25 protein-coding genes are annotated in these 24,277 nt (G+C 32.7%); 13 read left to right on the top strand and 12 right to left on the bottom strand.

Features of this window, described 5'->3' with window-relative positions; translation table 11 throughout:
- Nucleotides 1–5 precede the first annotated feature (5 nt).
- From ACYEKI_RS06685 to hemB, 4 genes are all read right to left on the bottom strand, one after another.
- Nucleotides 6–842: a helix-turn-helix domain-containing protein gene (locus tag ACYEKI_RS06685; protein ID WP_459210399.1), complete on the bottom strand. Its 837-nt coding sequence runs from the start codon at nt 840–842 to the stop codon at nt 6–8.
- 131 nt (nt 843–973) lie between these two features.
- Nucleotides 974–1,495, bottom strand: a complete 522-nt coding sequence (locus tag ACYEKI_RS06680) for a DinB family protein (protein WP_459210398.1) — start codon at nt 1,493–1,495, stop codon at nt 974–976.
- 3 nt (nt 1,496–1,498) lie between these two features.
- Nucleotides 1,499–1,888 carry a c-type cytochrome gene (locus tag ACYEKI_RS06675; protein WP_459210397.1) on the bottom strand — a complete coding sequence of 130 codons (390 nt, stop codon included), beginning with the start codon at nt 1,886–1,888 and terminating at the stop codon, nt 1,499–1,501.
- Between the two features lie 5 nt (nt 1,889–1,893).
- Nucleotides 1,894–2,868: a porphobilinogen synthase gene (hemB, locus tag ACYEKI_RS06670; protein WP_459210554.1), complete on the bottom strand. Its 975-nt coding sequence runs from the start codon at nt 2,866–2,868 to the stop codon at nt 1,894–1,896.
- 220 nt (nt 2,869–3,088) lie between these two features.
- Here hemB and ACYEKI_RS06665 point away from each other — a divergent pair, with 220 nt between their 5' ends.
- The gene (locus tag ACYEKI_RS06665) at nt 3,089–4,594 is read left to right on the top strand and encodes a carboxypeptidase-like regulatory domain-containing protein (protein ID WP_459210396.1); all 1,506 of its coding nucleotides are present in this window, start codon (nt 3,089–3,091) and stop codon (nt 4,592–4,594) included.
- A gap of 28 nt (nt 4,595–4,622) precedes the next feature.
- Here ACYEKI_RS06665 and ACYEKI_RS06660 read toward each other — a convergent pair whose 3' ends face one another.
- Nucleotides 4,623–5,054 (bottom strand): PaaI family thioesterase, encoded by a 432-nt coding sequence (locus ACYEKI_RS06660; RefSeq protein WP_459210395.1) that lies wholly within the window; start codon nt 5,052–5,054, stop codon nt 4,623–4,625.
- A gap of 385 nt (nt 5,055–5,439) precedes the next feature.
- On the opposite strand from ACYEKI_RS06660, the gene ACYEKI_RS06655 reads away from it, so the two are divergent.
- The 3 genes from ACYEKI_RS06655 (at nt 5,440) to ACYEKI_RS06645 (ending at nt 7,303) form a co-directional block, all read left to right on the top strand.
- Nucleotides 5,440–5,985 (top strand): DUF2589 domain-containing protein, encoded by a 546-nt coding sequence (locus ACYEKI_RS06655; RefSeq protein ID WP_459210394.1) that lies wholly within the window; start codon nt 5,440–5,442, stop codon nt 5,983–5,985.
- 72 nt (nt 5,986–6,057) lie between these two features.
- Entirely contained in the window at nt 6,058–6,747 is a 690-nt protein-coding gene (locus ACYEKI_RS06650; RefSeq protein ID WP_459210393.1) for a hypothetical protein, read from the top strand.
- A 19-nt stretch (nt 6,748–6,766) separates the two neighbouring features.
- Nucleotides 6,767–7,303: a hypothetical protein gene (locus ACYEKI_RS06645; RefSeq protein ID WP_459210392.1), complete on the top strand. Its 537-nt coding sequence runs from the start codon at nt 6,767–6,769 to the stop codon at nt 7,301–7,303.
- A 554-nt stretch (nt 7,304–7,857) separates the two neighbouring features.
- Here ACYEKI_RS06645 and hemF read toward each other — a convergent pair.
- From hemF to hemA, 6 genes are all read right to left on the bottom strand, one after another.
- Entirely contained in the window at nt 7,858–8,760 is a 903-nt protein-coding gene (hemF, locus tag ACYEKI_RS06640; protein WP_459210391.1) for an oxygen-dependent coproporphyrinogen oxidase, read from the bottom strand.
- 10 nt (nt 8,761–8,770) lie between these two features.
- Nucleotides 8,771–9,556, bottom strand: coding sequence for an EI24 domain-containing protein (locus ACYEKI_RS06635; protein ID WP_459210390.1), 786 nt, complete (start codon nt 9,554–9,556; stop codon nt 8,771–8,773).
- Nucleotides 9,557–9,739: 183 nt separating this feature from the next.
- Nucleotides 9,740–10,765, bottom strand: coding sequence for a uroporphyrinogen decarboxylase (gene hemE / locus ACYEKI_RS06630; protein ID WP_459210389.1), 1,026 nt, complete (start codon nt 10,763–10,765; stop codon nt 9,740–9,742).
- 5 nt (nt 10,766–10,770) lie between these two features.
- Nucleotides 10,771–11,493 carry a uroporphyrinogen-III synthase gene (locus ACYEKI_RS06625; protein ID WP_459210388.1) on the bottom strand — a complete coding sequence of 241 codons (723 nt, stop codon included), beginning with the start codon at nt 11,491–11,493 and terminating at the stop codon, nt 10,771–10,773.
- Between the two features lie 6 nt (nt 11,494–11,499).
- Nucleotides 11,500–12,414, bottom strand: a complete 915-nt coding sequence (hemC, locus tag ACYEKI_RS06620) for a hydroxymethylbilane synthase (protein ID WP_459210387.1) — start codon at nt 12,412–12,414, stop codon at nt 11,500–11,502.
- A 4-nt stretch (nt 12,415–12,418) separates the two neighbouring features.
- Nucleotides 12,419–13,669: a glutamyl-tRNA reductase gene (hemA, locus tag ACYEKI_RS06615; RefSeq protein ID WP_459210386.1), complete on the bottom strand. Its 1,251-nt coding sequence runs from the start codon at nt 13,667–13,669 to the stop codon at nt 12,419–12,421.
- 197 nt (nt 13,670–13,866) lie between these two features.
- Here hemA and ACYEKI_RS06610 point away from each other — a divergent pair, with 197 nt between their 5' ends.
- A complete protein-coding gene (locus tag ACYEKI_RS06610; RefSeq protein WP_459210385.1) occupies nt 13,867–14,757 on the top strand; it encodes a helix-turn-helix domain-containing protein in 891 nt (296 codons plus the stop codon).
- A 31-nt stretch (nt 14,758–14,788) separates the two neighbouring features.
- On the opposite strand, the gene ACYEKI_RS06605 is transcribed toward ACYEKI_RS06610, so the two are convergent.
- Entirely contained in the window at nt 14,789–14,953 is a 165-nt protein-coding gene (locus ACYEKI_RS06605) for a hypothetical protein (RefSeq protein WP_459210384.1), read from the bottom strand.
- A gap of 224 nt (nt 14,954–15,177) precedes the next feature.
- On the opposite strand from ACYEKI_RS06605, the gene hemH reads away from it, so the two are divergent.
- The 8 genes from hemH to nadD all read left to right on the top strand — a co-directional run bounded on the left by hemH (nt 15,178) and on the right by nadD (nt 24,196).
- On the top strand, nt 15,178–16,215 hold the full coding sequence (hemH, locus tag ACYEKI_RS06600) for a ferrochelatase (protein ID WP_459210383.1): 1,038 nt from the start codon (nt 15,178–15,180) through the stop codon (nt 16,213–16,215).
- Nucleotides 16,215–17,606, top strand: coding sequence for an MATE family efflux transporter (locus ACYEKI_RS06595; RefSeq protein WP_459210382.1), 1,392 nt, complete (start codon nt 16,215–16,217; stop codon nt 17,604–17,606). Before hemH ends, ACYEKI_RS06595 begins: the two co-directional genes overlap by 1 nt.
- A gap of 77 nt (nt 17,607–17,683) precedes the next feature.
- Nucleotides 17,684–20,794 (top strand): WD40/YVTN/BNR-like repeat-containing protein, encoded by a 3,111-nt coding sequence (locus ACYEKI_RS06590; RefSeq protein WP_459210381.1) that lies wholly within the window; start codon nt 17,684–17,686, stop codon nt 20,792–20,794.
- A gap of 132 nt (nt 20,795–20,926) precedes the next feature.
- A complete protein-coding gene (locus tag ACYEKI_RS06585; RefSeq protein WP_459210380.1) occupies nt 20,927–21,478 on the top strand; it encodes a CopD family protein in 552 nt (183 codons plus the stop codon).
- A complete protein-coding gene (locus ACYEKI_RS06580; RefSeq protein WP_459210379.1) occupies nt 21,478–22,020 on the top strand; it encodes a GNAT family N-acetyltransferase in 543 nt (180 codons plus the stop codon). The genes ACYEKI_RS06585 and ACYEKI_RS06580 overlap by 1 nt, the downstream gene beginning before the upstream one ends.
- 87 nt (nt 22,021–22,107) lie before the next feature.
- A complete protein-coding gene (locus ACYEKI_RS06575) occupies nt 22,108–22,965 on the top strand; it encodes a YicC/YloC family endoribonuclease (protein WP_459210378.1) in 858 nt (285 codons plus the stop codon).
- Nucleotides 22,965–23,537, top strand: coding sequence for a guanylate kinase (gene gmk, locus ACYEKI_RS06570; protein WP_459210377.1), 573 nt, complete (start codon nt 22,965–22,967; stop codon nt 23,535–23,537). The genes ACYEKI_RS06575 and gmk overlap by 1 nt, the downstream gene beginning before the upstream one ends.
- A gap of 77 nt (nt 23,538–23,614) precedes the next feature.
- Nucleotides 23,615–24,196, top strand: coding sequence for a nicotinate (nicotinamide) nucleotide adenylyltransferase (gene nadD, locus ACYEKI_RS06565; protein ID WP_459210376.1), 582 nt, complete (start codon nt 23,615–23,617; stop codon nt 24,194–24,196).
- Nucleotides 24,197–24,277 lie beyond the last annotated feature (81 nt).

The following is a 24,277-nucleotide window of genomic DNA, read 5'->3' as shown; positions in this document are numbered from 1 at the left end:
TCATTTTAGCTCAAACGATATTCTGAAGGCGATTTTCCGTAAATATTAGTGAAATTCCTATTAAAAGTAGCCAAAGATTCAAATCCCACATCATAAGCAATATCTGAAACACGCAAGTCATTTGATTTTAATAATGCTGCTGCTTTTTCTACTTTCTTTTTTATGATATAGCGTTTTGGGCTTTCGCCAAAAACCGTTTTAAACTTTCTTTTAAAAGAAGATATACTTAAATGACAAAGTGTTGCCAATTCTTCTATAGATAGATTTGCATATAGGTTATGCTGAATTGTAGTTTTAAAGTCTATTTCGTTAGGCTTAAATAAAGCCGCTAAAAAATCTAATTGAGAAGGTGCTTGCTGAGACTTAGACATCAATAAAACAAATTCTTTTAGCTTTGTTTTAATCATATTCTCATCTGCTAGTTCTGGATGATCTAATAAAATATTGATACTCTCTTTATAGTTTTCTAATAAACGGTCTACTTCGATCTTTTTTAAATTAAAATCAAAAGTATAATCTGAGGTGGTCACATCAAACTCAAATAATTCTTTTACCATAGATGGATATAAAAATATTCCTGTAGACTCTACTCCATCATCGCATTTTTTTTGTTCATCATTTGCCTCAAAGAAGTAATTTAAACATTTTGCTAATACGGCAGTATCTTTATTCAAATTCATATAGTCATCTTGTGACCTAATAGAAAAAGCTCCTTTATTAACAAACATAAAACAAGCTTCATCTTTTGCATATTGCTTTTGAACTCTATCAAAATACGGCATTGATAGTCTCATAAAAACAATCTGATCTTTATATTTTATGACTTTTTGTTCGTATTTCACGTTTATCTATATTACTACTATTGAGATGCTATTGGAACTACAAATTAAATAGAATTCTGTAATTTTAAATAAAAATGCTGCACTATTTTTATGTAGTTGCAGCATTAAATACTTTAAAATGTTTTATAGTATTACCAACCTACAAAACGTGGCGGCTTAATTTCATTAAGATTTAAATAGACTATAATTTGTCCTCTATGATGCGTTACATGATCTTGAATTAAATTAAGAATTTGCAACTTAGACTTAGGTCCTGCAAAAAACTTCACCTCTTCTTTAAATGTTTTTGGATCTGTATCCTTAATAATTTTTGCTACCTCATCAAAAGCTTTTTCTATAGCTACTATAAGTGCTTCTTTATCTTTAAATTGTTCTTTTTCTATAGCATCTCTATCAAACTTTTTATCAGTAAAATAGGTTGTACTTAACCACAATGAGTTTTCTCGTATATGCAACAATTGTTCTTCAAAACTCATTTCGCGTTCTGTAGGTTTATATACATATTTTTCTTGTGGCATAGCCTGAGCTATTTTTACTAAATAATCCTTTGAGTTATTCCACTTTTCTAAAAAAGCATCTTTTACTGTAGTTTGTTGTGCAAATGCAGGCATTATCATTAGGATCATACAAATCCTCAAAAAGTTCTTTTTCATAAGCTATTCTTGTCCTATTTTTTTCATATAAGCGATTAAGGCTTCTAGTTCTTTATCTTTAAATGTTTTTAAAATGGCATAATTAGTTTTCATTACCGCAAAACTTTCAGGAGCTACAATAGGCGGTTGTTCTTCTTTAAGAAACCCCAACAAATCACCTTTTTTCTCTTTATATACAGCAACTATTTCTTTAACGCTTGGTCCTACAGTTTTCTTATTTACTTGATGACAAGCTATACATTTCCCTTTACCATTAAATAGTTTTTTTCCTAAAGCAACAGGATCTTGTTTTACTTCTTTGGTACCAATTACGATTTCTTCTTTTTCTTTCTTTTCAGATTTACAAGCTATTAATACACTCATCAATATACTTGCTGCTATTATTTTCTTCATTTAAGTTATCCTAATAGTTTAACCGCATCTTTGGCAAAATATGTTGCAATTAAATCTGTCCCTGCTCTTTTAAAAGCCATTAATTGCTCCATCATTACAGCATCATGATCTAACCATCCTTTTTCTGCAGCTGCTTTTACCATTGCATATTCACCACTCACTTGATATGCTGCAACAGGAACATCTACTACATTTTTTACATCTCTAATAATATCAAGATAGCACAATCCTGGTTTTACCATCACGATATCTGCTCCTTCTTCTACATCCATCATTACTTCTTTAATCGCTTCGTTACGATTTGCAAAATCCATCTGATATGTCTTTTTATCTCCAAATCCTGGTGCCGAATCTAATGCATCTCTAAAAGGTCCATAAAATGCAGATGCATATTTTGCGCTATAACTCATGATTCCTGTATTCTTAAAACCTTCTTCTTCTAATGTTTCTCGAATTGCAAAAATCCTTCCATCCATCATATCACTAGGTGCTACAAAGTCTGCTCCTGCTTGTGTATGAGATAATGCCATTTGAGCTAATACTTCTGCTGTAGGATCATTAACAATATATCCATTTTCTACAATTCCATCATGACCATAAGACGAATATGGATCTAAGGCAACATCTGTCATCACCAACATATCTGGAACAGCATCTTTTATTGTTTTTATACCACGTTGCATTAATCCGTTAGGGTTTAACGCCTCTGTTCCTTTATTATCTTTTAAATCATCTGGTACTTTTACAAACAGTAAAACAGCTTTTAGTCCCATAGCCCATAACTCTTTTACTTCTTGTTGTAATAAATCCAAACTATACCTATAATAACCTGGCATAGATGCAATTTCTTCTTTAATTCCTTTTCCTTCAACAGCAAATAACGGAACTAAAAAATCATTAGGTGTAAGTACGTTTTCTCTAGTTATAGATCGTATAGCGTCATTGACACGTAGTCTGCGACTTCTGCGTAGTTGTTGCATAATTGGGTATTCTTTTTTAGGATATTCAAAGATACACATATCCACTTTCTTAGACTAGTAAACTACGGGGATTCCTTCTTATATTATAAGTATTGTTTATGTAAGTATTTTTGATATCACATGACCATTACTTTGTAACACCATAAAAATTATTTCGTCTTCATAATAACTATTTATCAAAAAGTATTTTAACTTCATTGTCTCTATCAAATCACTTGTTATGCACACATTTTTACGCTTATTATTTTTTACTCTTATTTGCTTCAATAGCAGTTATGCACAACACATTTCTAGTCGTGTTCTTGATAAAAAAACATTAGAACCAATTCCCTATGCTACTGTTCAATTTTCTCAATATGACGGAATCATTACTAATGAAGAAGGACGTTTTAGCTATAGTTTGGAAAAAGCTCCTACATCACAAGACTCTTTAATTATATCCTCTGTAGGATATGATCGTACTGCATTTGCTTTAAACACTACTATTGATAGTGTACTCTATATTGAACCTAAAGCTATCGAACTTAAAAGCGTTTTTATTTCTAATAAAAACTTAAGCATAGAAGAAATAATAGAAAACGTGGAGGATCGTCTTTCTCAAAATTACAACAGAGATTTATCTGAGAAAAAGATTTTTTTACGAGAATCATTTTTCAACAATATACACAAAACCAATATTAAAGTAAAAAAATCCTCTATAGAAGAATTGAATAAAGATCTCATTGATAGTATTGTAAGAAGTATTCCTAAAAAAGCATCTGCTTTTACAGAATCTCTCGCTACATTATATGGTAATTACGAAAAACAAAAATTGAATATTGTTAAAGCTGCTCGTTTATATGACAAAAACAATGAGGGAACTATCAAGCAAATGTCTGATCGTATTCAAGGGATCTTAAAGAAAAATGTAAAACCCAATTCTTATCTCAAAATCAAATCAGGTTGGTTTTTAGGTACAAAAATTCAGGTGGACTCCTTATTAAAAGATAATGCAGAAGCTGCCGAATTAAAAGAAGATGTAGAAAATCATGAAAATAAAAACAAAAAGAATTATTTCTTGAAATACAAAAAGAGAAATTTAAAGTTCTTATTATCTGAAGTATTCTTTGAAGATGATGCTAAACTCAATTTCATCAATAAAAGTGGTCGTTATGAGTTTGAGTTAAAAGATTATACGTATATGGATGATAGCAGTGCTTATGTCATTGATTTTAAACCTAAAGGAAGTCAAGATTTTAAAGGTACATTTTATGTCAATACTGAGGATTTTGCTATTATGCGTATAGATTATGAAAACGTAAATCCGTTAAGAAGTATTAGTTTATTTGGTTTTAACTATAGAGAGTCTGTATTTAAAGGAAAAACTATCTTTAAAAAAGATCCTCAAACTCAAAAATACGACATTCAGTTTATCGAACTCCAAACTGGAGGAAGTGCTGGTGTTGACAGGCCTTTAAAAATCATTGAAAAAAATAAATTTGTCAAAGGTAGACGTAAACAAAACGAGTTATCACTAAATATAGATGTGCAGACATCTAATCTTACCAAATATGAATTAGTTATTTATAATTCTAAAACTATTTCTGAAGCCTCTTATAATGCTAGCAAAGAAAATAACAATATAGACCCTCAATATATGTCTAGATACAATCCTGATTTTTGGAAAGGTCATCACATTATGGAACCCAATGCTGCAATCAAACAGTTTGAGGTTATTGAAGAGTAATAAAAGGCGTTCATAATGAACGCCTTTTTTATTTATACCCTATTTCTTCGGTCAAAGCTACTTTGCTTTTTGCAAAATGCCCTGTCCCAAATGCAACCTCTTTTCCATCTTCATTATACAAAGTGCTTTCTGCTATATATAAATTTCTTGATCTAAATTTTACCTTACCAACTGCTTTTATTGTTCCTGAGTTTACAGGTCTAACCAAATTAATATTAAAATTTGTTGTCAGTACAAAAGCATCTTTTACTATAGAATTTACCGCAAAAAACGCTGCATCATCTAGTAATTTAAAATATACAGAGCCATGAATCGCACCTAACGCATGAAAATACTTAGGTTCTATAGTCAATGAGATAGTTGCCTCTTCTTCTGCTATAGTAATTGTTGTTGTAGTATATATTTCTGTATTAAGATTCGCATCAAGATACATGCGTTCTAATTTTCTATAGTGTTCCATAAGTTCTTTATTCTAGATGATCAGCCGTGAAGATACTAATACCAATACTCACTTCAAAAAGACACATTTTACAGAAACAAGAAACATTTTTAATAAAAAAACAATAACACTAAACATATTACGCCTCAAAATATGCATAAAATCAACATTTTACAAAAAAAAACAAACATTTAACATAAAATACATTGTAAAATGTTTGCACACAAGGAACATATGTTTTATATTTGCAGTGTACTTCTTAATTAAGATTACATTTTTAAGCTTAAACAAATCATTGAATAAGGTATTTCGCGAAGCCTTATTGTATTATTACAAATTAATCAAACTAGGAGTAAACCGAAAATCCTAAACCAAAGAGTAGGTCAATCATTAAATCAAAACAATTATGCCAGTTAGTCCAAATGAAATTGCAAATATCAATTTTAGCGCAATGCTAGGAAAACCATTAACCGCTGTAATCGACGCACAAGCTGCCGCAGCTTTATCTACTGTTGATTTTATCAACGAAGTAGGTCTTGACGCAGACGGTAATGTAAGAAATGTGAATTTTACATATTCAAAATTAGTAGATGGTACTCCAACAGATTTAACCTTATCTACTCCATTACTTACAATCATTCCTATTCCGTATTTGAGAGTTGCAGACACTACAATCGAGTTTAACGCTAAGATTTCTAGTGTAACAAAATATTCTCAAAGTACTTCTCATGACTTAAGTTTAAGTGCTGACTTAAGATTAAGATGGGGATTCGGGAAATTGCACTTTAAAGGAAGTTATGCTTTCAAAAAGAAAACTCGTTACTCTGATGAAGCTAAGCGCTCATACAGTATGAACGTAAGAATTAACGCTGTACAAGAAGAAGCTCCTGCAGGAATGCAAAGAGTATTAGATATTCTTGAACAAGTTATTACTGAAAACGAATCAGTTTAACCATTTTCTTATTTCTAACTTTTGAAGGAAGCCTCTACGGAGGTTTCCTTCTCCAAAAAAACAATTCTAATCATGATTACATTAAAAGATTATATAGGTGGCTTACATAAAGAAATCACTAATGCCAAAGTACAATCTGATATAGAGACTCTAATGATAGCCGAAGAGTATGCAAAAAACCCATTATTAAAACATTTTTCGGTTCCTAATATCAGAATGAAAAATATCGAACTTGATATTCCTGTTGCAATAGATACTGTAAATCCTCCTATTAGAGATAAATTTACAGAAGAAGGAACTCAAAAAGTATATGTCCGTTCGTTTGAAAAAGCGTATATCAATTTCTATCCTCAATATACTGCTACTCCAAGAGATATCGAACAAGAAGTCACAAAACACGCTCAGGAAGTTGCTAAAGTTTTTATAGCTGAATACGATAAGGTATCTGATATCGAGTCTAGAAACGAATTAATTAAAAAATATGCTAACGTTTTTGCTAGAAATACACATCAATTTGTAGAACGTGTTACTGATTTTAATACTTATAACGCGTATTTATATCCTGTAATCAACGAAGATTTAAAAACTGATGAAACTGAAATAGAAAATGTTCCTGTCATTGTTGAATCTCGTTTATTAAAAGAGATTAATGACAACGACAGTATGATTAAAATCAAAATGACGGTTTATGATGATGCGATGACATGGACTACAGAAGCTGATGAGAACGGTAATAGCGTTCCTGTTTTAACATATGAGTAATTAATTAAAATTTCAACACATGAGAACTAGTATTATCGATAAACATATTTTTTTTGAAACTTCGATTACTCAAATAGGGCTATTATCTGAATTATTTCGTTCAAAATCCTCTCGCTTTTCTAGAGAATTAGAAAACTGGTTATCTCAAAACGAGCAAGGATTAAAAAAATTAGGATATACTGAGTCTAGTCGATTTAGTATTTTAAGAAATCAGCTTTTTTCTTTAAAACTTCAAACCGGAAGTCAGCAACGAAGACAACAACTTGTCGCATCTGGAAAATGCTTAGAACAAGGACATGATATTCTATCTAATTTACATGAGCCTATACATATAAAGGTCACTCAAGGTAAAGAAGTTGTTTTACAAATTCTAAGTCTAATTCATGGATTACCAGAATTTTCTAAAACACAAAAAGAGACATTCAATTCTTATATCAGAAGATTATGGAATACCATCAAATCAAACGAACAGTTTAAACAGGTTGCAGTACAACTACAATCTGTATTACCAGAAGTTGATATTTTAAGAATCATCGCAGAAGAAATCAAGTTATAAATAACAATCGTTACTTTTTAATCACACATCACAAACTCATTATACCCTATCTACGATAAACTTAATTTCACTAACACACTCAACTTCAATCATCATTCATCAAATGACAGTTTTCTGAAATAGGACAATATTTCCCTAACCTTTTCAGAACTATAACAAAGCGTAGTATAACTACTACTCATATCTTAGCTACGCTTTGTTTATTTATCATCAAAAAACGAACATTATCAAAATCTTGTGTGGTTAAAAATCTATGAATGTTTTTACATTACGTTAAATCTCAATACAATTTTACTTAGTTGTTCCACATAAAATTATCCGACCTAACACGAGCTGTTCTATTTAATTTATTCTTTTTTCCATCTCCGAAAAAAGAATCAAAAAGTCTAGGCTTACGAAACCATAGCTAAATTTATTATTTGGAAGCTAAACTTAAGACAAACTCGCTAACGCTCAAACAGTCCAAAGTTTTTACGCTTCTCTTATTACAAATTTTACACTATACTCTCGATAGTCCATTAAATATCGATTGCTGATTTTAGATTATGCTCGAGTTAAACCCAAGCTACAGGATTTTGTAATACTTTTATTAATTTTTCTTCTTCACTACCTTCTTCTGGATGATGATCATATCTCCATTGTACATGTGGAGGTAAACTCATTAAAATACTTTCTATACGACCATTTGTTTTCAACCCAAATAATGTTCCTTTATCATGTACTAGGTTAAACTCTACATAACGTCCTCTACGAATCTCTTGCCAATCTCTTTGCTCCTTAGTATAGTTTAACTCTTTTCTTCGCTCTACTATAGGTGTATAAGCATCTAAGAAACTATTACCTACTTCGGTAACAAAATCATACCATTGTTGCATAGACATCGATTTTGTTTCTTTACAGTAATCAAAAAACAATCCACCTACTCCTCTACCTTCTCCACGATGACCATTATAAAAATACTCATCACATCGATTCTTATAGGTTTCATAAAAGGCAGGATCATGTTTATCACATGCTGTTTTACATACTTGATGAAAATGTTTTGCATCTTCTTCAAACAAATAATATGGAGTTAAATCTTGTCCCCCACCAAACCATTGTGTTACGATGTTTCCTTCTTTATCATACATTTCAAAATAACGCCAATTGGCATGAACTGTAGGTACCATAGGATTTTTAGGATGAATCACAAGAGATAAACCACAAGCAAAGAAATCACAATCTTTAACCTTAAAATAGTTTTGCATAGCCTCTGGTAAAGCTCCGTGAACAGCCGAAATATTTACGCCTCCTTTTTCAAAAACATTACCATTTTCTATAACACGTGTTCTACCACCACCACCTTCTGGTCGTTCCCACAAATCTTGTTGAAATGTAGCCTTACCATCAATAGTTTCTAACTTTGATGTTATTGTATCTTGTAATTCTTGTATATATTGATAAAACTGATCTTTCATCAGGTATTTTTTATTGATTTGTTATTTCTTTTTTAACTGCTATTGATTCGGCTATTACTGCCTCTTGCTTTAATAAGGTTACCGTTTCTGTCGAAGCTGCTACTACCGATATCGGTAATACGATAATAATCCCTATGATAGGAATAAACAACATTAACATAAACACGATACCGTTACCAATAGCTGTTCCTTTATGTTTACCTACAAAATTAATACTTTCTTTATAGGAGAAGTGACGTTCCATTGTATAATCCATATTTCCAAACCCTACATAATATGCCTGAATCAAGAATATTAACATTGTAGTTATAATACCTACACCTGGAATTAACCCAATGACCACTAACGGAATCACAAATAAAAATTCTTTGAATAAGTTTCTAATATTAATTCTCACACCTCTTACTAATTGCTGACTAAAATTAGTTTTTCTATGATGATGATTTGTTTCTCCCAGTATATGTTTTTCTATACGTTCTGATACTGGACTCATAAACGGTGCAGATAATGCTAATATGATATGTTTATATAATATTAATCCAAAGACCAAAACGATAAACCCACCTAAGAATCTGCTAATAGTTGCAAATGTTTCTGCTCCCCACTCCCAAATCCATAATTGATCAATAAAGCTTCCTATTGGTGTTGATAATGTATACGCTAAAGCGATACATGCAATTCCAGTAAAAAAACTAATCCCAATAGGAATAGCAAAATATTTCCAAAGCTTTAATTGAGACAAAAGTCTTAATGCACCTGCATATGCTTTAATTCCTTTAAATATTGCTTTAAGCATAACTTAAGTTTTTTGATTCTTTATCATTAGTAGTTTTTTGCTATAGATTGTTTCAAGAAAAATACTGTATCTGCTTATATTCTTCCTTTTTAAAGATACTACATCCTTTTATTCAAAAAACAAAACCACTTAAAATCATATCGATTTTATAGTGGTTTTATCATATCTTTTTTAGCTATAGTCTTATCCTCTATATTCTTTTACTGCCTCTACAAATGCTTTTGCATTATCTACAGGAATATTAGGTAAAATTCCGTGACCTAAATTTGCTATATAACGATCTTTACCAAACTCATTAATCATCTGCGTCACCATCTTTTTGATCTCTGCTGGAGGGGATAGTAATCTAGAAGGATCAAAGTTTCCTTGAAGTGTAATATTTCCTCCCGTTAAATAACGTGCATTACGTGCAGAACATGTCCAATCTACTCCTAAAGCAGAAGCTCCAGATTTTGCCATTTCTTGTAAAGCAAACCAGCATCCTTTACCAAATGCAATTACTGGCGTTTCATCTTTTAATGCATCAATAATCTGCTGAATGTATTTCCAAGAGAATTCTTGATAATCTACAGGAGATAGCATTCCTCCCCAACTATCAAAAACTTGTACAGCATCTACTCCTGCTGCAACTTTTGCTTTTAAGTATGCAATCGTAGTATCTGTAATCTTTTGTAATAAGGTATGAGCAGCTACTGGATTTGTAAAACAGAATTCTTTTGCTTTGTCAAAATTCTTTGATCCTTGTCCTTGTACTGCATAACATAAAATTGTCCATGGAGATCCAGCAAATCCTATTAAAGGAACTTCGTCATTCAACGCTTCTTTTGTCATCTTTACTGCATCCAATACATATCCTAGAGTTTCTTCGATATTAGGAACGATTACTTGGTCTACAGCAGTTTGAGTACGCACAGGATTAGGTAACCACGGCCCTATTCCATCTTTCATTTGTACTTCGATATTCATAGCTTGTGGCACTACAAGTATATCACTAAATAAAATTGCAGCATCTGTACCTACTTGATGAATAGGCATCACTGTTATTTCTGTAGCCAATTCTGGAGTACGACACCTAGTAAAGAAGTCATATTTCTCCTTTAATTTCATAAAATCTGGTAAATAACGTCCTGCTTGACGCATCATCCATACTGGTGGTCTCTCTACTGTTTCTCCTTTAAGTGCTCTTAAAAATAAATCGTTCTTTATCATATCGTCTATCCTCTTTCTTGAGTATTAAAATGCTTGATTGCTTGAACAATCACATTTTCTATAGTGGGTTTATTTGCCACTACTATTTTATCTGTATACTTTTTTGCTTCGGTAGCTGTCGTCGCTCCTATACAAAAAGTAATTTGATTTTCTAATTTGTTTTCTTGTACAAAACTAGTTACTGCAGATGGACTAAAAAATAATATACCGTCAAAAAAACGTTCTATTTTTTTAGATCTCCATTCAGTCTTATAAACAATAACTTCTTTTAATTTTATACTTGCCTCTTTTAAACGTTCGGGTAATTCGTTTCTTCTTTTATCTCCGCAAAAAAACTGAAAATCCTGATCGGCATATTGTTTTATTATAATTTCGGCCAACTCTGCCGCATTTGTCGCAACCTCAACAACCTTAACGTCTTTTTCTTCACATAACTTAGCCGAACTTCCCCCTACACAAAACACTTTTATTTTTTGTAATTCTTCTACAGAAAAACTAGCTAGTACTATTTGTGTTGCGTGTTTGCTAGTTAAAATAACAGCTTCTTTAAGCGACTTTATGTCAACGGTCAAAGGTGTTATCTCAATAAAATTATATGACACATAACCTAATCCTGCATTAAGCAATAATTCTTGCTGAGCTAAGGTCATTTTTTTTGTCACAAGAACGGTAGCTTTATCCATAGAAGCTAAAGATTTCATACTAGATGATTGCTCTTGTGATTCCATATTATTTTAGGAGTTAAGCGTTGCCTTTATTTCCTTCATCAAATCCGCCGCTCCATCATTTAATAGTTCCAAAGCACATTGCTTACCAAAACCTTTATGATTAGCAATCGGTATTGTTTTCTTTATTGTAAACTTTTGTTTTCCGTCTAAGCTAAATAAAGCACCTTCAAAATCAACCTCATCTTCGCGCACTTTAGCCAAAGCTCCTATCGGCGCTGTACAACCACCTTCTAAAGTCCTTAAAAACTCACGTTCGATATGTACTGCAATTTCGGTTTCTTGATGATTTAGTTTCGCCAAAGCTTCTCTACAAAAAGCATCTCCTTCCATAGCCACGACTAACATTGCTCCTTGTGCTGGTGCCGGAATCATCCAATCTAAATCAATATAAGCTTCTGGTTTTAAATTAATACGTTCTAATCCCGCAGCTGCAAAAATTGCCCCATTCCAATCATTATCTTCTAATTTTTGCATTCGAGTATTTACATTCCCTCTTAAATCAACAACTTCATGAGTAGGATACTTATGCAACCACTGTGCTTTTCTGCGTAGACTTCCTGTCGCAATAGTACCATTTGCTGCTAAAAAATCTGTGCCTTTATGCACTAATATATCTTGAACATTAGCTCGCTTTAAAACTGCTGCTTCTACAATTCCTTTAGGCAACATTGTAGGTACATCTTTCATAGAGTGTACTGCAATATCTACCGTACCTTGTAGCATTGCTACATCAAGGGTTTTGGTAAAAATCCCAGTAATCCCCAATTCGTATAATGGTTTATCCAGGACTAAATCTCCTGTAGATTTTACCGGCATTAATGCTGTTTTGTATCCTAATGCTTCTAATTTATGTTGTACAGTATGTGCTTGCCATAAGGCTAATTCACTGTCTCTTGTACCAATGCGAATTGTTTTGCTCAAGATGTTATGAGTTTTGTAATTGGAATACTTTCTGAATCAACTCTATACTTTCTGTAGCCATAGTTGATTCTTCTTTTAAATGATTTGCAAAATGAGTTGTGATCTTTTGGATAATACGATCACTAATAATAGCTGCTTGCTCCTCGTTAAAATCTGCTATTTTCTTTCGTTGAAAGTTTAATTCGGCTTCTTTTAAATCCGAAAGTTTATTCTTAAGTGCCTTAATAGTTGGTGCAAATTTTCTTGTTTCTAACCAACTGTCAAACTCTGCTTTTACTTCTTCTATAATAGCTTCTGCTTGCGGAATAAACTGTTTTCTTCTCTCTAAAGTATCATCTGTCATTTGTGATAAATGATCTAGATGTACTAAGGTTACATTCGATAACTCAGTTACATCATCTGATACGTTCTTAGGAATAGAAAGGTCTAGAATCAATAACGGTTTATCTGTGTGTATAAGTTCTTTTGAAATCGTAGGGTTTTGTGCTCCTGTAGCCACAATCAAAATATCTGTATTAGAAATCTCTGATTGGATATTAGCATAATCTTTTACTATAAGATTAAATTTCCCTGCTATTTCTTCTGCTTTGGTTTTTGTACGATTGATTAATGTAATATGCTCGTTTTTGGTATGTTTAATCAAATTCTCACATGTATTACGCCCAATTTTACCTGTTCCAAAAAGCAGTATATTTTTATCTGAAATATTTTGAACATTATTAAGGATATAATGCACTGATGCAAAAGAAACCGATGTTGCTCCAGATGAAATTTCGGTTTCATTTTTTATACGCTTGCTTGCCTGAATTACAGCATTGATTAATCGCTCTGCAAATGGATTAGTCATTCCAACAGCTTTTGAAGCCCTAAAACTATTTTTAAGCTGACTTATAATTTCAAAATCTCCTAAGATTTGACTATCCAGACCTGTACCTACTTTAAATAAATGCGCTATCGCATCATTATTTTTACGTACGTATGCTACTTTTTCAAATTCTTCAACCGTTCCAGCTGTATGTTCACATAACAACTTAATCAATTGAAACGGATGTTGAGCAAATCCATACAACTCAGTACGATTACAGGTAGAAGTAATTAATAATGAGTCAATGCCTTCTTCTTTAGCTTGCAATAAGATCGCCTCTTTTCCTTCTTCATTTACACTAAAACGTCCGCGAACTTCTGCATCTGCTTTTTTGTAACTTAGTCCTATCGTATAAAAATTTTTTCCTCTTGCTTTTAATTGGGGCTCCATTAATCCTAATTTTACTCCCACAAAAATATCTGTAACCGTCCTTAAAAAATAACGCTAGACGGATTTTTAATAACGTCAAGCGTTATTTTTCTCATTTTTTCATCAAAAACACGTATAAACCCTTATTTTTGTTGACTTAACAGCGGTTCTTTTGTCGATAGTTTAGATTTATTCTAAATAAAACACTTAAAATCATCATGGATATTTCCAAAAAAAATAACGCTCAAGGAATTTTACAAGAAACAACCATCGAAGAAGGTTTTTCTATTTTAAAGTTTCAAAATGATTCAAATGATACTCAATGCATTGTACGAGAAATCGACAGTAGTTTCATTCAATTTCACTTTGGATTAAAAGGAGAAACTACTTTTAATTTCAATAACGGAAGTTATACCATTAACCTTCCCGAGGAGAGTTCACTCTTACTCTATAATCCTCAACGGGATTTACCTATGAATATCGAAATGAGTCCCAATTCATGGTTGATTTCGATGCTAATTTCCATTAAGAAATTCCATTCGCTATTTTCTTCAGAGGCTGATTATATTCCTTTCTTAAGTGAAGGGAATCGCGATCGTAAGTATTATAGTGATGGTAAGATATCACCTTCTATGGCTGTAGTACTTAATCAATTGATGAACTATAACCTACATAACTCTATCAAGTTTTTATATTTTAAAGGAAAAGCTTATGAGTTACTAAGTTTATATTTTAATCGTCCAGAAGATGCCGATGTAGAACAATGTCCTTTCTTAGTCGATGAAGAAAATGTGTTAAAAATCAGAAAAGCAAAAGATATTATCATTGCTCGTATGGCAGAACCTCCTACACTACAAGAATTATCAAATGAGATTGCTTTACCACTGAAAAAACTAAAAGAAGGATTTAAACAGATTTATGGAGAGCCTGTTTATAGTTTTTTATTTGATTATAAAATGGAGTTTGCACGACAATTACTTGCCAAAGGCTCATTAAACGTTAATGAGGTTGGTTTAAAAGTGGGATACAGTACTGCAAGTCACTTTATTGCTGCTTTTAAAAAGAAATACGGCACTACTCCCAAAAAATATATCATGGGATTAAAGTAAGTCTCACTTATTGTAATATCATTTAATGCTATTAATCTATCTCTTTGCCTTGTTGTAAAGAGATAATAGCATCATACATACCTCTTGCTTGTTCTTCTAGAGTATCTTCTTCTATAGAAGCAAAGTCTAGATTTTGAATTAATTCTATAAAGAAAGGAAGTTTATGTTCTTCTACATCTACTGTTATACGTTTCATCGATTTGCTTTTTTATTTTTCTCTTTTTAAAAATACGGTTTTTGTAGCATAGCACAAAACATACAATCCCGTTAAATTTTGGTTAAATACATATAAGCACTTTTACTTAAAACATTTTTCCCTCTTATAAACCCATTACATACTACTATTTAAAACTCTTATTATTTTAGCTAGTACATAATTTATTTTTGTTCGTATTTTTGCATCATCAAAACAGAAAGAGCATGAGTAAAGGAGTACTCCTTGTCAATTTAGGATCACCTGATAGTACAGATCCTAAAGACGTAAAAAAATACCTAGGTGAATTTTTAATGGATCCACGTGTTATTGATGTACCCTTATGGGCTCGAACACTACTTGTTAAAGGGATTATATTAAATACTCGCCCTAAAAAATCTGCCGAAGCTTATAAAAAGATTTGGTGGGAAGAAGGTTCTCCTCTTATAGTTTTATCAGAACGTCTACAACAAAAAGTAGCTGAACAAACACAAATTCCTATTGCACTTGCTATGCGTTATGGCTCAATGAGCATTAAAAAAGGATTACAAGAATTGCACGATCAAGGTATAAAAGAGGTTTTTATCATTCCTTTATACCCTCAGTTTGCTATGGCTACTACAGAAACCATATTAGTACTGGCTGAAGAATTAAGGCAAGAGTATTTTCCTGATATGAAATTTACAGATCTTCCTGCTTTTTATAACAGAGAAGAATATATCGAAGTACTATCCAAAAGCATAGCCGAAAAAATTGAAGATTTGGATTATGAGCACTTATTGTTTTCTTATCACGGTGTTCCAGAGCGACATATTAGAAAAAGTGATGTTACAAAATCTCATTGTAAAATAGATGGGTCCTGTTGTGCTACTCCTTCAAAAGCACATCAATATTGCTATCGCCATCAATGTTATGAAACCACACGCTTGGTTGCAGAAAAATTAGATTTAAAAGAAGGCACCTATTCTTCTTCATTTCAATCTAGATTAGGATTTGACCCGTGGTTACAGCCATATACTGATCGTACTATCGAACGCCTAGGAAAAGAAGGAACTAAGAAAATGGCTATAGTAACTCCTGCCTTTGTTTCAGACTGTCTTGAGACTTTAGAAGAAATCGCGATGGAAGGTGAAGAAATTTTCCACGAAATGGGAGGTCAAGAGTTTACTACCATTCCTTGCATTAATGATAGAAAAGATTGGGTTGAGGTTATCGCTACATGGATTAATGATTGGGAGAAAAATACTAACTCAACTCCTGCTTAATGGCTAGCCCTAAATCATCGGCTCTAGGCATTGAACCTATATCAAAATTATTGATAAAACAAGCTGTTCCTGCTTCTATTGGGATACTTGTTATGTCTTTAAATATTCTTATCGATTCTGTTTTTGTAGGAAAATGGATTGGTTCTGTTGCCATAGCTGCCATTAATATTGTTTTACCTGTTTCCTTTTTTATAGCGGCATTAGGTATGGCAATAGGTATTGGTGGTTCGAGTATTATTTCTAGAGCCTTGGGAGCTCAAGATAAAGAACGTGCCTTGACTTCTTTTGGAAATCAAATCACATTAACTTTATTGTGTACGTTAACCCTAGTAACTTTTGGGTTATTATTTGTTGACGATATTATTCCCAAATTTGGTGGTAAAGGAGCTATTTTTGATCCTGCAAAAATCTATTATACCATTGTTTTATACGGAGTTCCAATCTTAGCCTTTGCTATGATGGGAAATACTGTGATTAGGGCCGAAGGGAAACCTAAATTTGCTATGATTGCCATGATTATTCCTACTGTAGGAAATCTTCTTATGGACTATATCTTTATTTTTAAATTAGATATGGGCATGCATGGTGCAGCTTGGGCTACAACAGGTTCTTACTTTTTGTGTTTCAGTTATATTTTTTGGTTTTTTTCTTCTAAAAATTCTGAACTAAAAATCAGATTAAAACATCTTAAATTACAAAAAGACATTGTTAAAGAAATCGCATCTCTTGGTGGTGTTACTCTTGCTAGACAAGCTGTAGTAAGTATCACTTACCTACTCATGAATAATATCTTATTTGGTTTAGGTGCCGAAGCTCTTGTTGCGGTTTATGCCATCATTAGCCGTATGTTGATGTTTGCTTTATTTCCCGTATTCGGTGTTACGCAAGGATTTTTACCTATTGCTAGCTATAATTATGGAGCAACACAATATGATCGTGTAAGAGAAACTATAAATACTGCTATTAAATATGCTGCATTAGTAGCGTCATTAATTTTTATTTTCTTAATGATTTTCCCTACAGAAATTATCTCTTTATTTATCAAAAACGATGAGGTAATTTCTACAACAGAACAAGCAATAAATACTTATGTATTAACTCATGGTCCAGAAGCTATGCGTTGGGTATTTCTTGCCACACCTATTATTGCATTACAACTTATAGGTGCTGCTTACTTTCAGGCAGTAGGAAAAGCTATTCCTGCATTATTGCTTACGTTATCCCGACAAGGATTCTTTTTTATTCCGTTGATTTTGATATTACCACATTATTATGGAGCATTAGGTGTTTGGATTGCATTTCCTATAGCAGACGTTTTAGCAACTATCGTTACCGGATTGTTCTTAAACAGGGAAATACGGTTAAAATTACGCCAAAGTCCTTCTTCGTAAGCCAAAAAATGTGGATTTTAGTGATTTACCGATTTATTTGATTCAAATAATTGGGTTACAACTAAAAATCAACTGAAATGCATTCTTTTTTTTCTAAACTCAAAATTTTCTTCCTAATACTATTTTTAGGAAGCATATCTAGTCATGCTCAAACTTATGATGCTAAGTTATACGATGCCTTAGAATACCGTCTCATAGGCCCTTTTAGAGGTGGTCGTAGTGCCGCTGTAGCAGGAGTACCTAATAAGCCTAACTTATTTTATTTTGGAGCCACTGGTGGTGGTATCTGGAAAACCACAGATGGCGGTCGTACCTGGGGAAATATCTCAGATGGCTTTTTTGGTGGTTCTATAGGAGCTATTAGTGTTTCAAAAAGTGATCCTAATGTCATTTATGTAGGTGGTGGAGAAAAAACACTACGTGGTAATGTATCATCGGGTTATGGAGTATGGAAAAGTGTCGATGCAGGAAAAACATGGAAAGCTTCAGGTTTGCCAAAAAGTAGACATATCCCTCGTATAGCAATTCATCCTACTAATCCTGATATTGTATATGCTGCAGTTTTAGGTAATATTTATAAACCTACACAAGATCGTGGTATTTATAAAAGTATCGATGGTGGTAAAACTTGGAACAAGATTTTATTTGCCAACGAAAATGCTGGTGCTGTAGATTTAACTTTAGACCCTAACAATCCTAGAATTTTATATGCTTCTACATGGAATGTACGCCGTACTCCTTATAGTTTAAGCTCTGGTGGTGAAGGTTCTACTTTATGGAAAAGTACCGATAACGGAAAAACTTGGAAAGAGCTTTCGACCAACAAAGGTTTTGCCAAAGGTATATTAGGTATTATTGGTGTTACTGTTTCTCCTGTAGATAGTGATCGTGTATGGGCTATAGTCGAAAATAAAGAAAAAGGTGGTGTATATCGAAGTGATGATGGAGGAGAAACTTGGCGTTTATTAAATAGCGATCGCAGTTTAAGACAACGTGCTTGGTATTATACTCGAATTTATGCAGATAGCAAAGACAAGGATATTGTTTATGTAGTTAATGTAGCCTATCACAAGAGTAAAGATGGCGGAAAGAATTTTACAGCAGCTAGAGCTCCACATGGTGATCACCATGATTTATGGATCGCACCAGAAAACCCTAAACGTATGATTATGGGGGATGATGGTGGTGCTCAAATCACTTATGATGGTGGAGAAACTTGGAGTACGTATCACAACCAACCTACTTCACAATTTTATAGAGTAACTACAGACAATCATTTCCCGTATCGTATTTATGCTGCACAGCAAGATAATTCTACTATACGCATTAATCACAGAAGTACTGGTTTTGCTATTACAGAAAATGATTGGGAATCTACCGCTGGTGGAGAATCTGCTCATATTGCAGTAGACCCAAAAAATAACGATATTGTTTATGGAGGAAGTTATGATGGTTTTTTAACACGTGTAAATCATAAAACCGGAACGGTAAGATCGATAAGTGTATGGCCCGATAATCCTATGGGACATGGTGCCGAAGATATGAAATACCGTTTTCAATGGAATTTCCCTATTCTATTTTCTAAACACAACCCTAACCGACTTTATACCTTTTCTAATCATGTACATGTAACCGAAAATGAAGGGCAAAGTTGGAATGTAATTAGTCCTGATCTTACTCGTAATGACAGCACAAAACTTAAATCTTCTGGAGGTCCGATTACTCAAGATAATACTTCTGTAGAATATTACTGTACTATTTTTTCTGCCGCAGAAAGCCCTGTAAAAGAAGGGGTCTTATGGACTGGTAGTGATGATGGTTTGATTCATGTAAGTCAAGATGGTGGTAAAAACTGGAATAACGTTACGCCTAAAGGGATGCCAGAATGGATGATGATTAACAGTATCGAGGCTAGTGCTTTTGATTCAGGAACTTGCTATATCGCAGGAACTCGCTATAAATCTGGTGATTTTGCTCCTTATTTGTATAAAACCACTGATTATGGAAAAACATGGAAAAAAATTACTTCAGGAATTAATGAAGAACATTTTACTAGAGTATTAAGAGAAGATCCTAAACGCAAAGGGTTATTATATGCAGGTACAGAAACGGGTATGTATATTTCGTTTAACGATGGTAATACTTGGGCTCCTTTTCAATTAAACCTTCCTATTGTTCCTATAACTGATCTTACTATCAAAGACAATAATTTAATTGTAGCTACTCAAGGACGTAGTTTGTGGATTATCGATGATCTCACTGTATTACATCAACTCTCTAATGAGGTTAAATCAAAGAATACTATTTTATTTAAACCTAAAGACACTTATCGTATGGCAGGACAAAGTGTTAAAGGCTTAAAGACAGAAGGAACAAATCATCCTTCTGGTGTCATCACCTATTTTTATCTTAATGATTACGACAAGAAAAAAGATACCATCTCATTAACCTATTTAAATACAAAAAATGATACGCTTAAATCTTTTAATAACCATGCAAAAGAAGTAACTGATAAGCTTACTATAAAAAAAGGCGCTAATCAATTTGCTTGGAACACACGTGGTAAAGGTGCTGAGGTACTTAAAGGGATGATTTTATGGTGGGCTAATCTTCAAGGTCCCAAAGCAGTACCAGGTACTTATCGTGTAAATCTAAACGTAAACGGGAAAGAGACTTCTCAACCTTTTACTATTCTTGCAGATCCTAGAGCAGAAGCTTCTACACAGGATATGCAAACACAATACGATTTTATTACTGCTGTAAACAAGACTGTTGATCGCGCTCATAAATCCATAAAAAATATTAGAAAAATCAACAAACAATTAAAGGCGTTTACCACACAATACAAAGACAATCCAACTACTAAAGATCTAGTAGCAAAAGCCGAAAAATTACAAGAGCAGTTTGGCAATATTGAAAAAGCTTTATATCAAACTAAAAACAGAAGTGGTCAAGACCCGCTTAATTTCCCTATCAAGCTTACCAACAAACTTGGGCATCTTAATTCTCTTGTAGGTATGGGAGATTTTGCACCTACAACTCAAGATATTGCTGTTAAAAATGAACTTACGGCTTTAATCAATGAACAATTGACAACATTTGATACTTTGATAAGTACCGAAATAAAATCTTTTAATGCTGCATTTAATAAATTACAACTTAATTATCTGTTTGTAGAAGAAGATTAAATTATAAATCATATCACGTTTTAACGACCTTCGATTACTAGAGGTCGTTTTTACTTTAAGACCTAATGACAAAAGTCATTTCAATTACACTCCTTTTCTGTATTTTTGTCTTTTAATCTTTTAGCATTATATATGAACGATTTTTACCCTTATATCAAATCACTTCATCTTATTTTTGTAATCACATGGTTTGCAGGATTATTTTATATCCCTAGGTTATTTATTTATCATATAGAAGCTTATGACAAACCTAATCCTGATAAGGATATTCTCTCACAACAATTTAAATTAATGACTAAACGTTTGTGGTTTATCATTACTTGGCCATCTGCCATACTCACAACCATAACAGCTATTATTTTATTAATCATGTTTCCTGCATGGTTACAACAACCATGGATGCACATCAAATTAGGATTTGTTGTACTCTTATATGCATATCATCTAAAATCACATCAGATATATAATCAATTACAAAATGATATTGTTAAGTGGACTTCTCATCAAATGCGAATTTGGAACGAAGGCTCAACCATGATTCTTTTTGCCGTTATATTTCTTGTTATTGTTAAAGATGCAACCAATTGGATTTATGGCGTACTAGGATTATTTCTTTTAGCCATTTTATTAATGTTAGGAATACGTCTTTATAAACGTATACGTCAAAAAAATCCTAATGCATAATGGATACGTATACTACTAAATCACAACACACCATAACGATACGAGAGGCTACTCTAGATGACGCTACTAATTTGCTTAAGCTTAAAAAATCTTATCTAGCCCATACAACTACTATTCCGTTATACCTACATGAGTATACTAATACAGATGTAGAGGAACAACAGTGGATTTCAAAATTTATATCACAACAAAACAGTGTACTTTTTGTTGCCGAATATCAAGGTGAATTAATTGGTAATATTGATCTTTCAGGAAACCAACGTCAAAAGTTATTTCATACAGGTGTGATCGGTATGGGAATCCATACGCAATGGCAAAATCAAGGTATAGGCACTTTATTATTGCAAAAAACATTAGGTTGGGCACAACAAAATAAGTTTCTAAACATGGTTTGGTTAGAAGTTTATGCTTCAAATCCTAGTGGAATTGCTTTATATACCAAACTAGGTTTTAAAGAAACTGGTCGAATACCTAATTTCTTTCAAGAAAACAATCAGCTTATTGATAAAATCACGATGAGTCACGCTTTATCGCACAATTAATTATAAAACCGACCGTATATTATAAAAAACCTATTTGCACATTGATACTTTTATGTATCTTCGTGCAACTTTTTTCTATAAGAACTTATGATACAATCCATGACCGGTTTTGGTAAGTCTGTTATACAGCTTCCAAACAAAAAGATTACCATAGAAGTGAAGTCTTTAAATAGCAAAAACCTTGATCTCAATGCGAGAATGCCTTCGCAATACAGAGAAAAAGAATTGCTTTTACGCAATACTATTGCCAAATCACTTGTACGCGGAAAGGTAGATTTTGGGTTGTATGTAGAAATTACAGGAGAAGAGACTTCGACGACTATCAATCAAGGCGTTGTTAAAGAATATATGTCTCAACTGGCTACTATTCACGATGCAGATCAAACGGATTTATTAAAGATGGCTATCCGTATGCCAGACGCTTTAAAGACAGAACGCGAAGAAATCAATCCAGAGGAATTTACTTCTATCGCAAAAGCTTTGGACGAGGCTTTGGTTTCTTTAACTAACTTTAGAGTAGACGAAGGAAAAGCTTTAGAAGCAGATTTTAATACTCGTATTCAAAATATTCATCAATTATTACAAGAAGTTATCACAATAGATCCAGAGCGTATTGAAGCTGTAAAAGAGCGCTTACGCAAAGCTATTGATGAACTTAAAGAAGATGTTGACGAAAATCGATTTGAACAAGAATTGATTTACTACATAGAAAAATATGATATTACTGAAGAAAAAGTGCGTTTAACAAACCACTTATCATATTTTACAAAAACACTTGATACCCCAGAGTCTAATGGAAAAAAATTAGGTTTTATTGCACAAGAAATTGGTCGAGAGATCAATACTATAGGTAGTAAATCTAATTATGCTCCTATGCAACAATTGGTGGTTCAAATGAAAGATGAATTGGAGAAAATAAAAGAGCAATTATTAAACGTACTGTAATGAATACAGGTAAACTCATAGTCCTTTCAGCCCCTTCTGGAAGTGGAAAAACAACATTAGTAAAGTATTTACTTCATAAAGAAGAGCTCGATTTAGGTTTTTCTATATCTGCAGCATCTAGACCTCCTAGAGGAGAAGAAGTAAACGGAAAGGATTATTACTTTTTATCACTAAGAGAGTTTAAGGATAAAATCAAAGCAGACGAATTTCTAGAATGGGAAGAGGTTTATCGAGATAACTTCTACGGTACTTTAAAAACTGAGATTCAACGTTTATGGGATAGCGGAAAACACGTTATTTTTGATATCGACGTAGTAGGTGGATTAAACATAAAAAATATCTATCCAGACGAAACGCTAGCTATTTTTGTAAAACCTCCTAGTATAGACGAATTAAAAATTCGTTTAAAAAAGCGCAAAACCGAGTCTGAAGATAAGATCAATATGCGTATTGCTAAGGCTTCGGCAGAGCTTGCCACAGCTCCTCAGTTTGACGCAATTATTACTAATGACAATCTAGAACATGCCAAAGAGGAGTCGTATCAATTGGTACGTAAATTCCTTTTAGGATAACTATAAAATACGATGATGATGCCTGTTTGCGTTTATGGTTACCAAACAGGCATTTTTATTTTTAAATATTATTGAAAATGAAAAAGATCGGATTATACTTTGGAACCTTTAATCCTATACATATAGGACATCTTACTATCGCTAATCACCTAGCAGAAAACTCTGATCTGGATGAAATATGGATGGTAGTAACCCCTCATAATCCCTTTAAAAAGAAAAGTTCTCTACTCGATAATCACCATCGTTTTGAAATGGTGTATCAAGCTACAGAATCTTATGATAAGATTAAACCTAGTGATATTGAGTTTAAACTACCTCAACCTAATTATACGGTACATACCCTAGTACATTTGCAAGAGAAATACCCTGATTATCATTTTAACCTTATCATGGGTGAGGATAATCTAAAAGGATTCCACAAATGGAAGAATTATGATGTAATTCTAGAAAATCATGATATCTATGTATACCCTAGAATCTCTGAAGGAGTAATCGAGCATCAATTCTTAGATCATCCTAAGATTCATCGTATCGATGCTCCTATTATGGAAATCTCTTCTACTATGATCCGTAAAGCCATAGCTGCTCAAAAAAACATACGTCCGTTATTACCAGAACCTGTCTGGAACTATATTGACGAAATGAATTTTTATAAATAATCTTTTTTTGTTGTTTTTGTAGTCGAATAATAATATTCGACTACAAAAACATAAGGATGCATCTTCTCTATTCTCTCTTAA

Source organism: Aquimarina rhabdastrellae (assembly GCA_947387485.1).
In the GTDB taxonomy this organism is placed as follows: Bacteria; Bacteroidota; Bacteroidia; order Flavobacteriales; family Flavobacteriaceae; genus Aquimarina.
The sequence above is the reverse complement of the archived record's forward strand: the minus strand, read 5'-3'. Positions and strand labels throughout refer to the sequence as shown.

Bases quoted from the DNA above. Each gene is read 5' to 3' on its own strand.
- nadD (WP_459210376.1), top strand. From the start codon at position 23,615: ATGAAAAAGATCGGATTATACTTTGGAACCTTTAATCCTATACATATA.
- ACYEKI_RS06650 (WP_459210393.1), top strand. From the start codon at position 6,058: ATGATTACATTAAAAGATTATATAGGTGGCTTACATAAAGAAATCACT.
- ACYEKI_RS06665 (WP_459210396.1), top strand. From the start codon at position 3,089: ATGCACACATTTTTACGCTTATTATTTTTTACTCTTATTTGCTTCAAT.
- hemB (WP_459210554.1), bottom strand. From the start codon at position 2,868: ATGCAACAACTACGCAGAAGTCGCAGACTACGTGTCAATGACGCTATA.
- ACYEKI_RS06580 (WP_459210379.1), top strand. From the start codon at position 21,478: ATGGATACGTATACTACTAAATCACAACACACCATAACGATACGAGAG.
- hemE (WP_459210389.1), bottom strand. From the start codon at position 10,765: ATGATAAAGAACGATTTATTTTTAAGAGCACTTAAAGGAGAAACAGTA.
- ACYEKI_RS06585 (WP_459210380.1), top strand. From the start codon at position 20,927: ATGAACGATTTTTACCCTTATATCAAATCACTTCATCTTATTTTTGTA.
- ACYEKI_RS06595 (WP_459210382.1), top strand. From the start codon at position 16,215: ATGGCTAGCCCTAAATCATCGGCTCTAGGCATTGAACCTATATCAAAA.
- ACYEKI_RS06645 (WP_459210392.1), top strand. From the start codon at position 6,767: ATGAGAACTAGTATTATCGATAAACATATTTTTTTTGAAACTTCGATT.
- ACYEKI_RS06675 (WP_459210397.1), bottom strand. From the start codon at position 1,888: ATGAAGAAAATAATAGCAGCAAGTATATTGATGAGTGTATTAATAGCT.
- hemF (WP_459210391.1), bottom strand. From the start codon at position 8,760: ATGAAAGATCAGTTTTATCAATATATACAAGAATTACAAGATACAATA.
- gmk (WP_459210377.1), top strand. From the start codon at position 22,965: ATGAATACAGGTAAACTCATAGTCCTTTCAGCCCCTTCTGGAAGTGGA.
- ACYEKI_RS06660 (WP_459210395.1), bottom strand. From the start codon at position 5,054: ATGGAACACTATAGAAAATTAGAACGCATGTATCTTGATGCGAATCTT.
- ACYEKI_RS06635 (WP_459210390.1), bottom strand. From the start codon at position 9,556: ATGCTTAAAGCAATATTTAAAGGAATTAAAGCATATGCAGGTGCATTA.
- hemH (WP_459210383.1), top strand. From the start codon at position 15,178: ATGAGTAAAGGAGTACTCCTTGTCAATTTAGGATCACCTGATAGTACA.
- ACYEKI_RS06605 (WP_459210384.1), bottom strand. From the start codon at position 14,953: ATGAAACGTATAACAGTAGATGTAGAAGAACATAAACTTCCTTTCTTT.
- ACYEKI_RS06655 (WP_459210394.1), top strand. From the start codon at position 5,440: ATGCCAGTTAGTCCAAATGAAATTGCAAATATCAATTTTAGCGCAATG.
- hemA (WP_459210386.1), bottom strand. From the start codon at position 13,669: ATGGAGCCCCAATTAAAAGCAAGAGGAAAAAATTTTTATACGATAGGA.
- ACYEKI_RS06575 (WP_459210378.1), top strand. From the start codon at position 22,108: ATGATACAATCCATGACCGGTTTTGGTAAGTCTGTTATACAGCTTCCA.
- ACYEKI_RS06625 (WP_459210388.1), bottom strand. From the start codon at position 11,493: ATGGAATCACAAGAGCAATCATCTAGTATGAAATCTTTAGCTTCTATG.
- ACYEKI_RS06590 (WP_459210381.1), top strand. From the start codon at position 17,684: ATGCATTCTTTTTTTTCTAAACTCAAAATTTTCTTCCTAATACTATTT.
- ACYEKI_RS06680 (WP_459210398.1), bottom strand. From the start codon at position 1,495: ATGAAAAAGAACTTTTTGAGGATTTGTATGATCCTAATGATAATGCCT.
- ACYEKI_RS06610 (WP_459210385.1), top strand. From the start codon at position 13,867: ATGGATATTTCCAAAAAAAATAACGCTCAAGGAATTTTACAAGAAACA.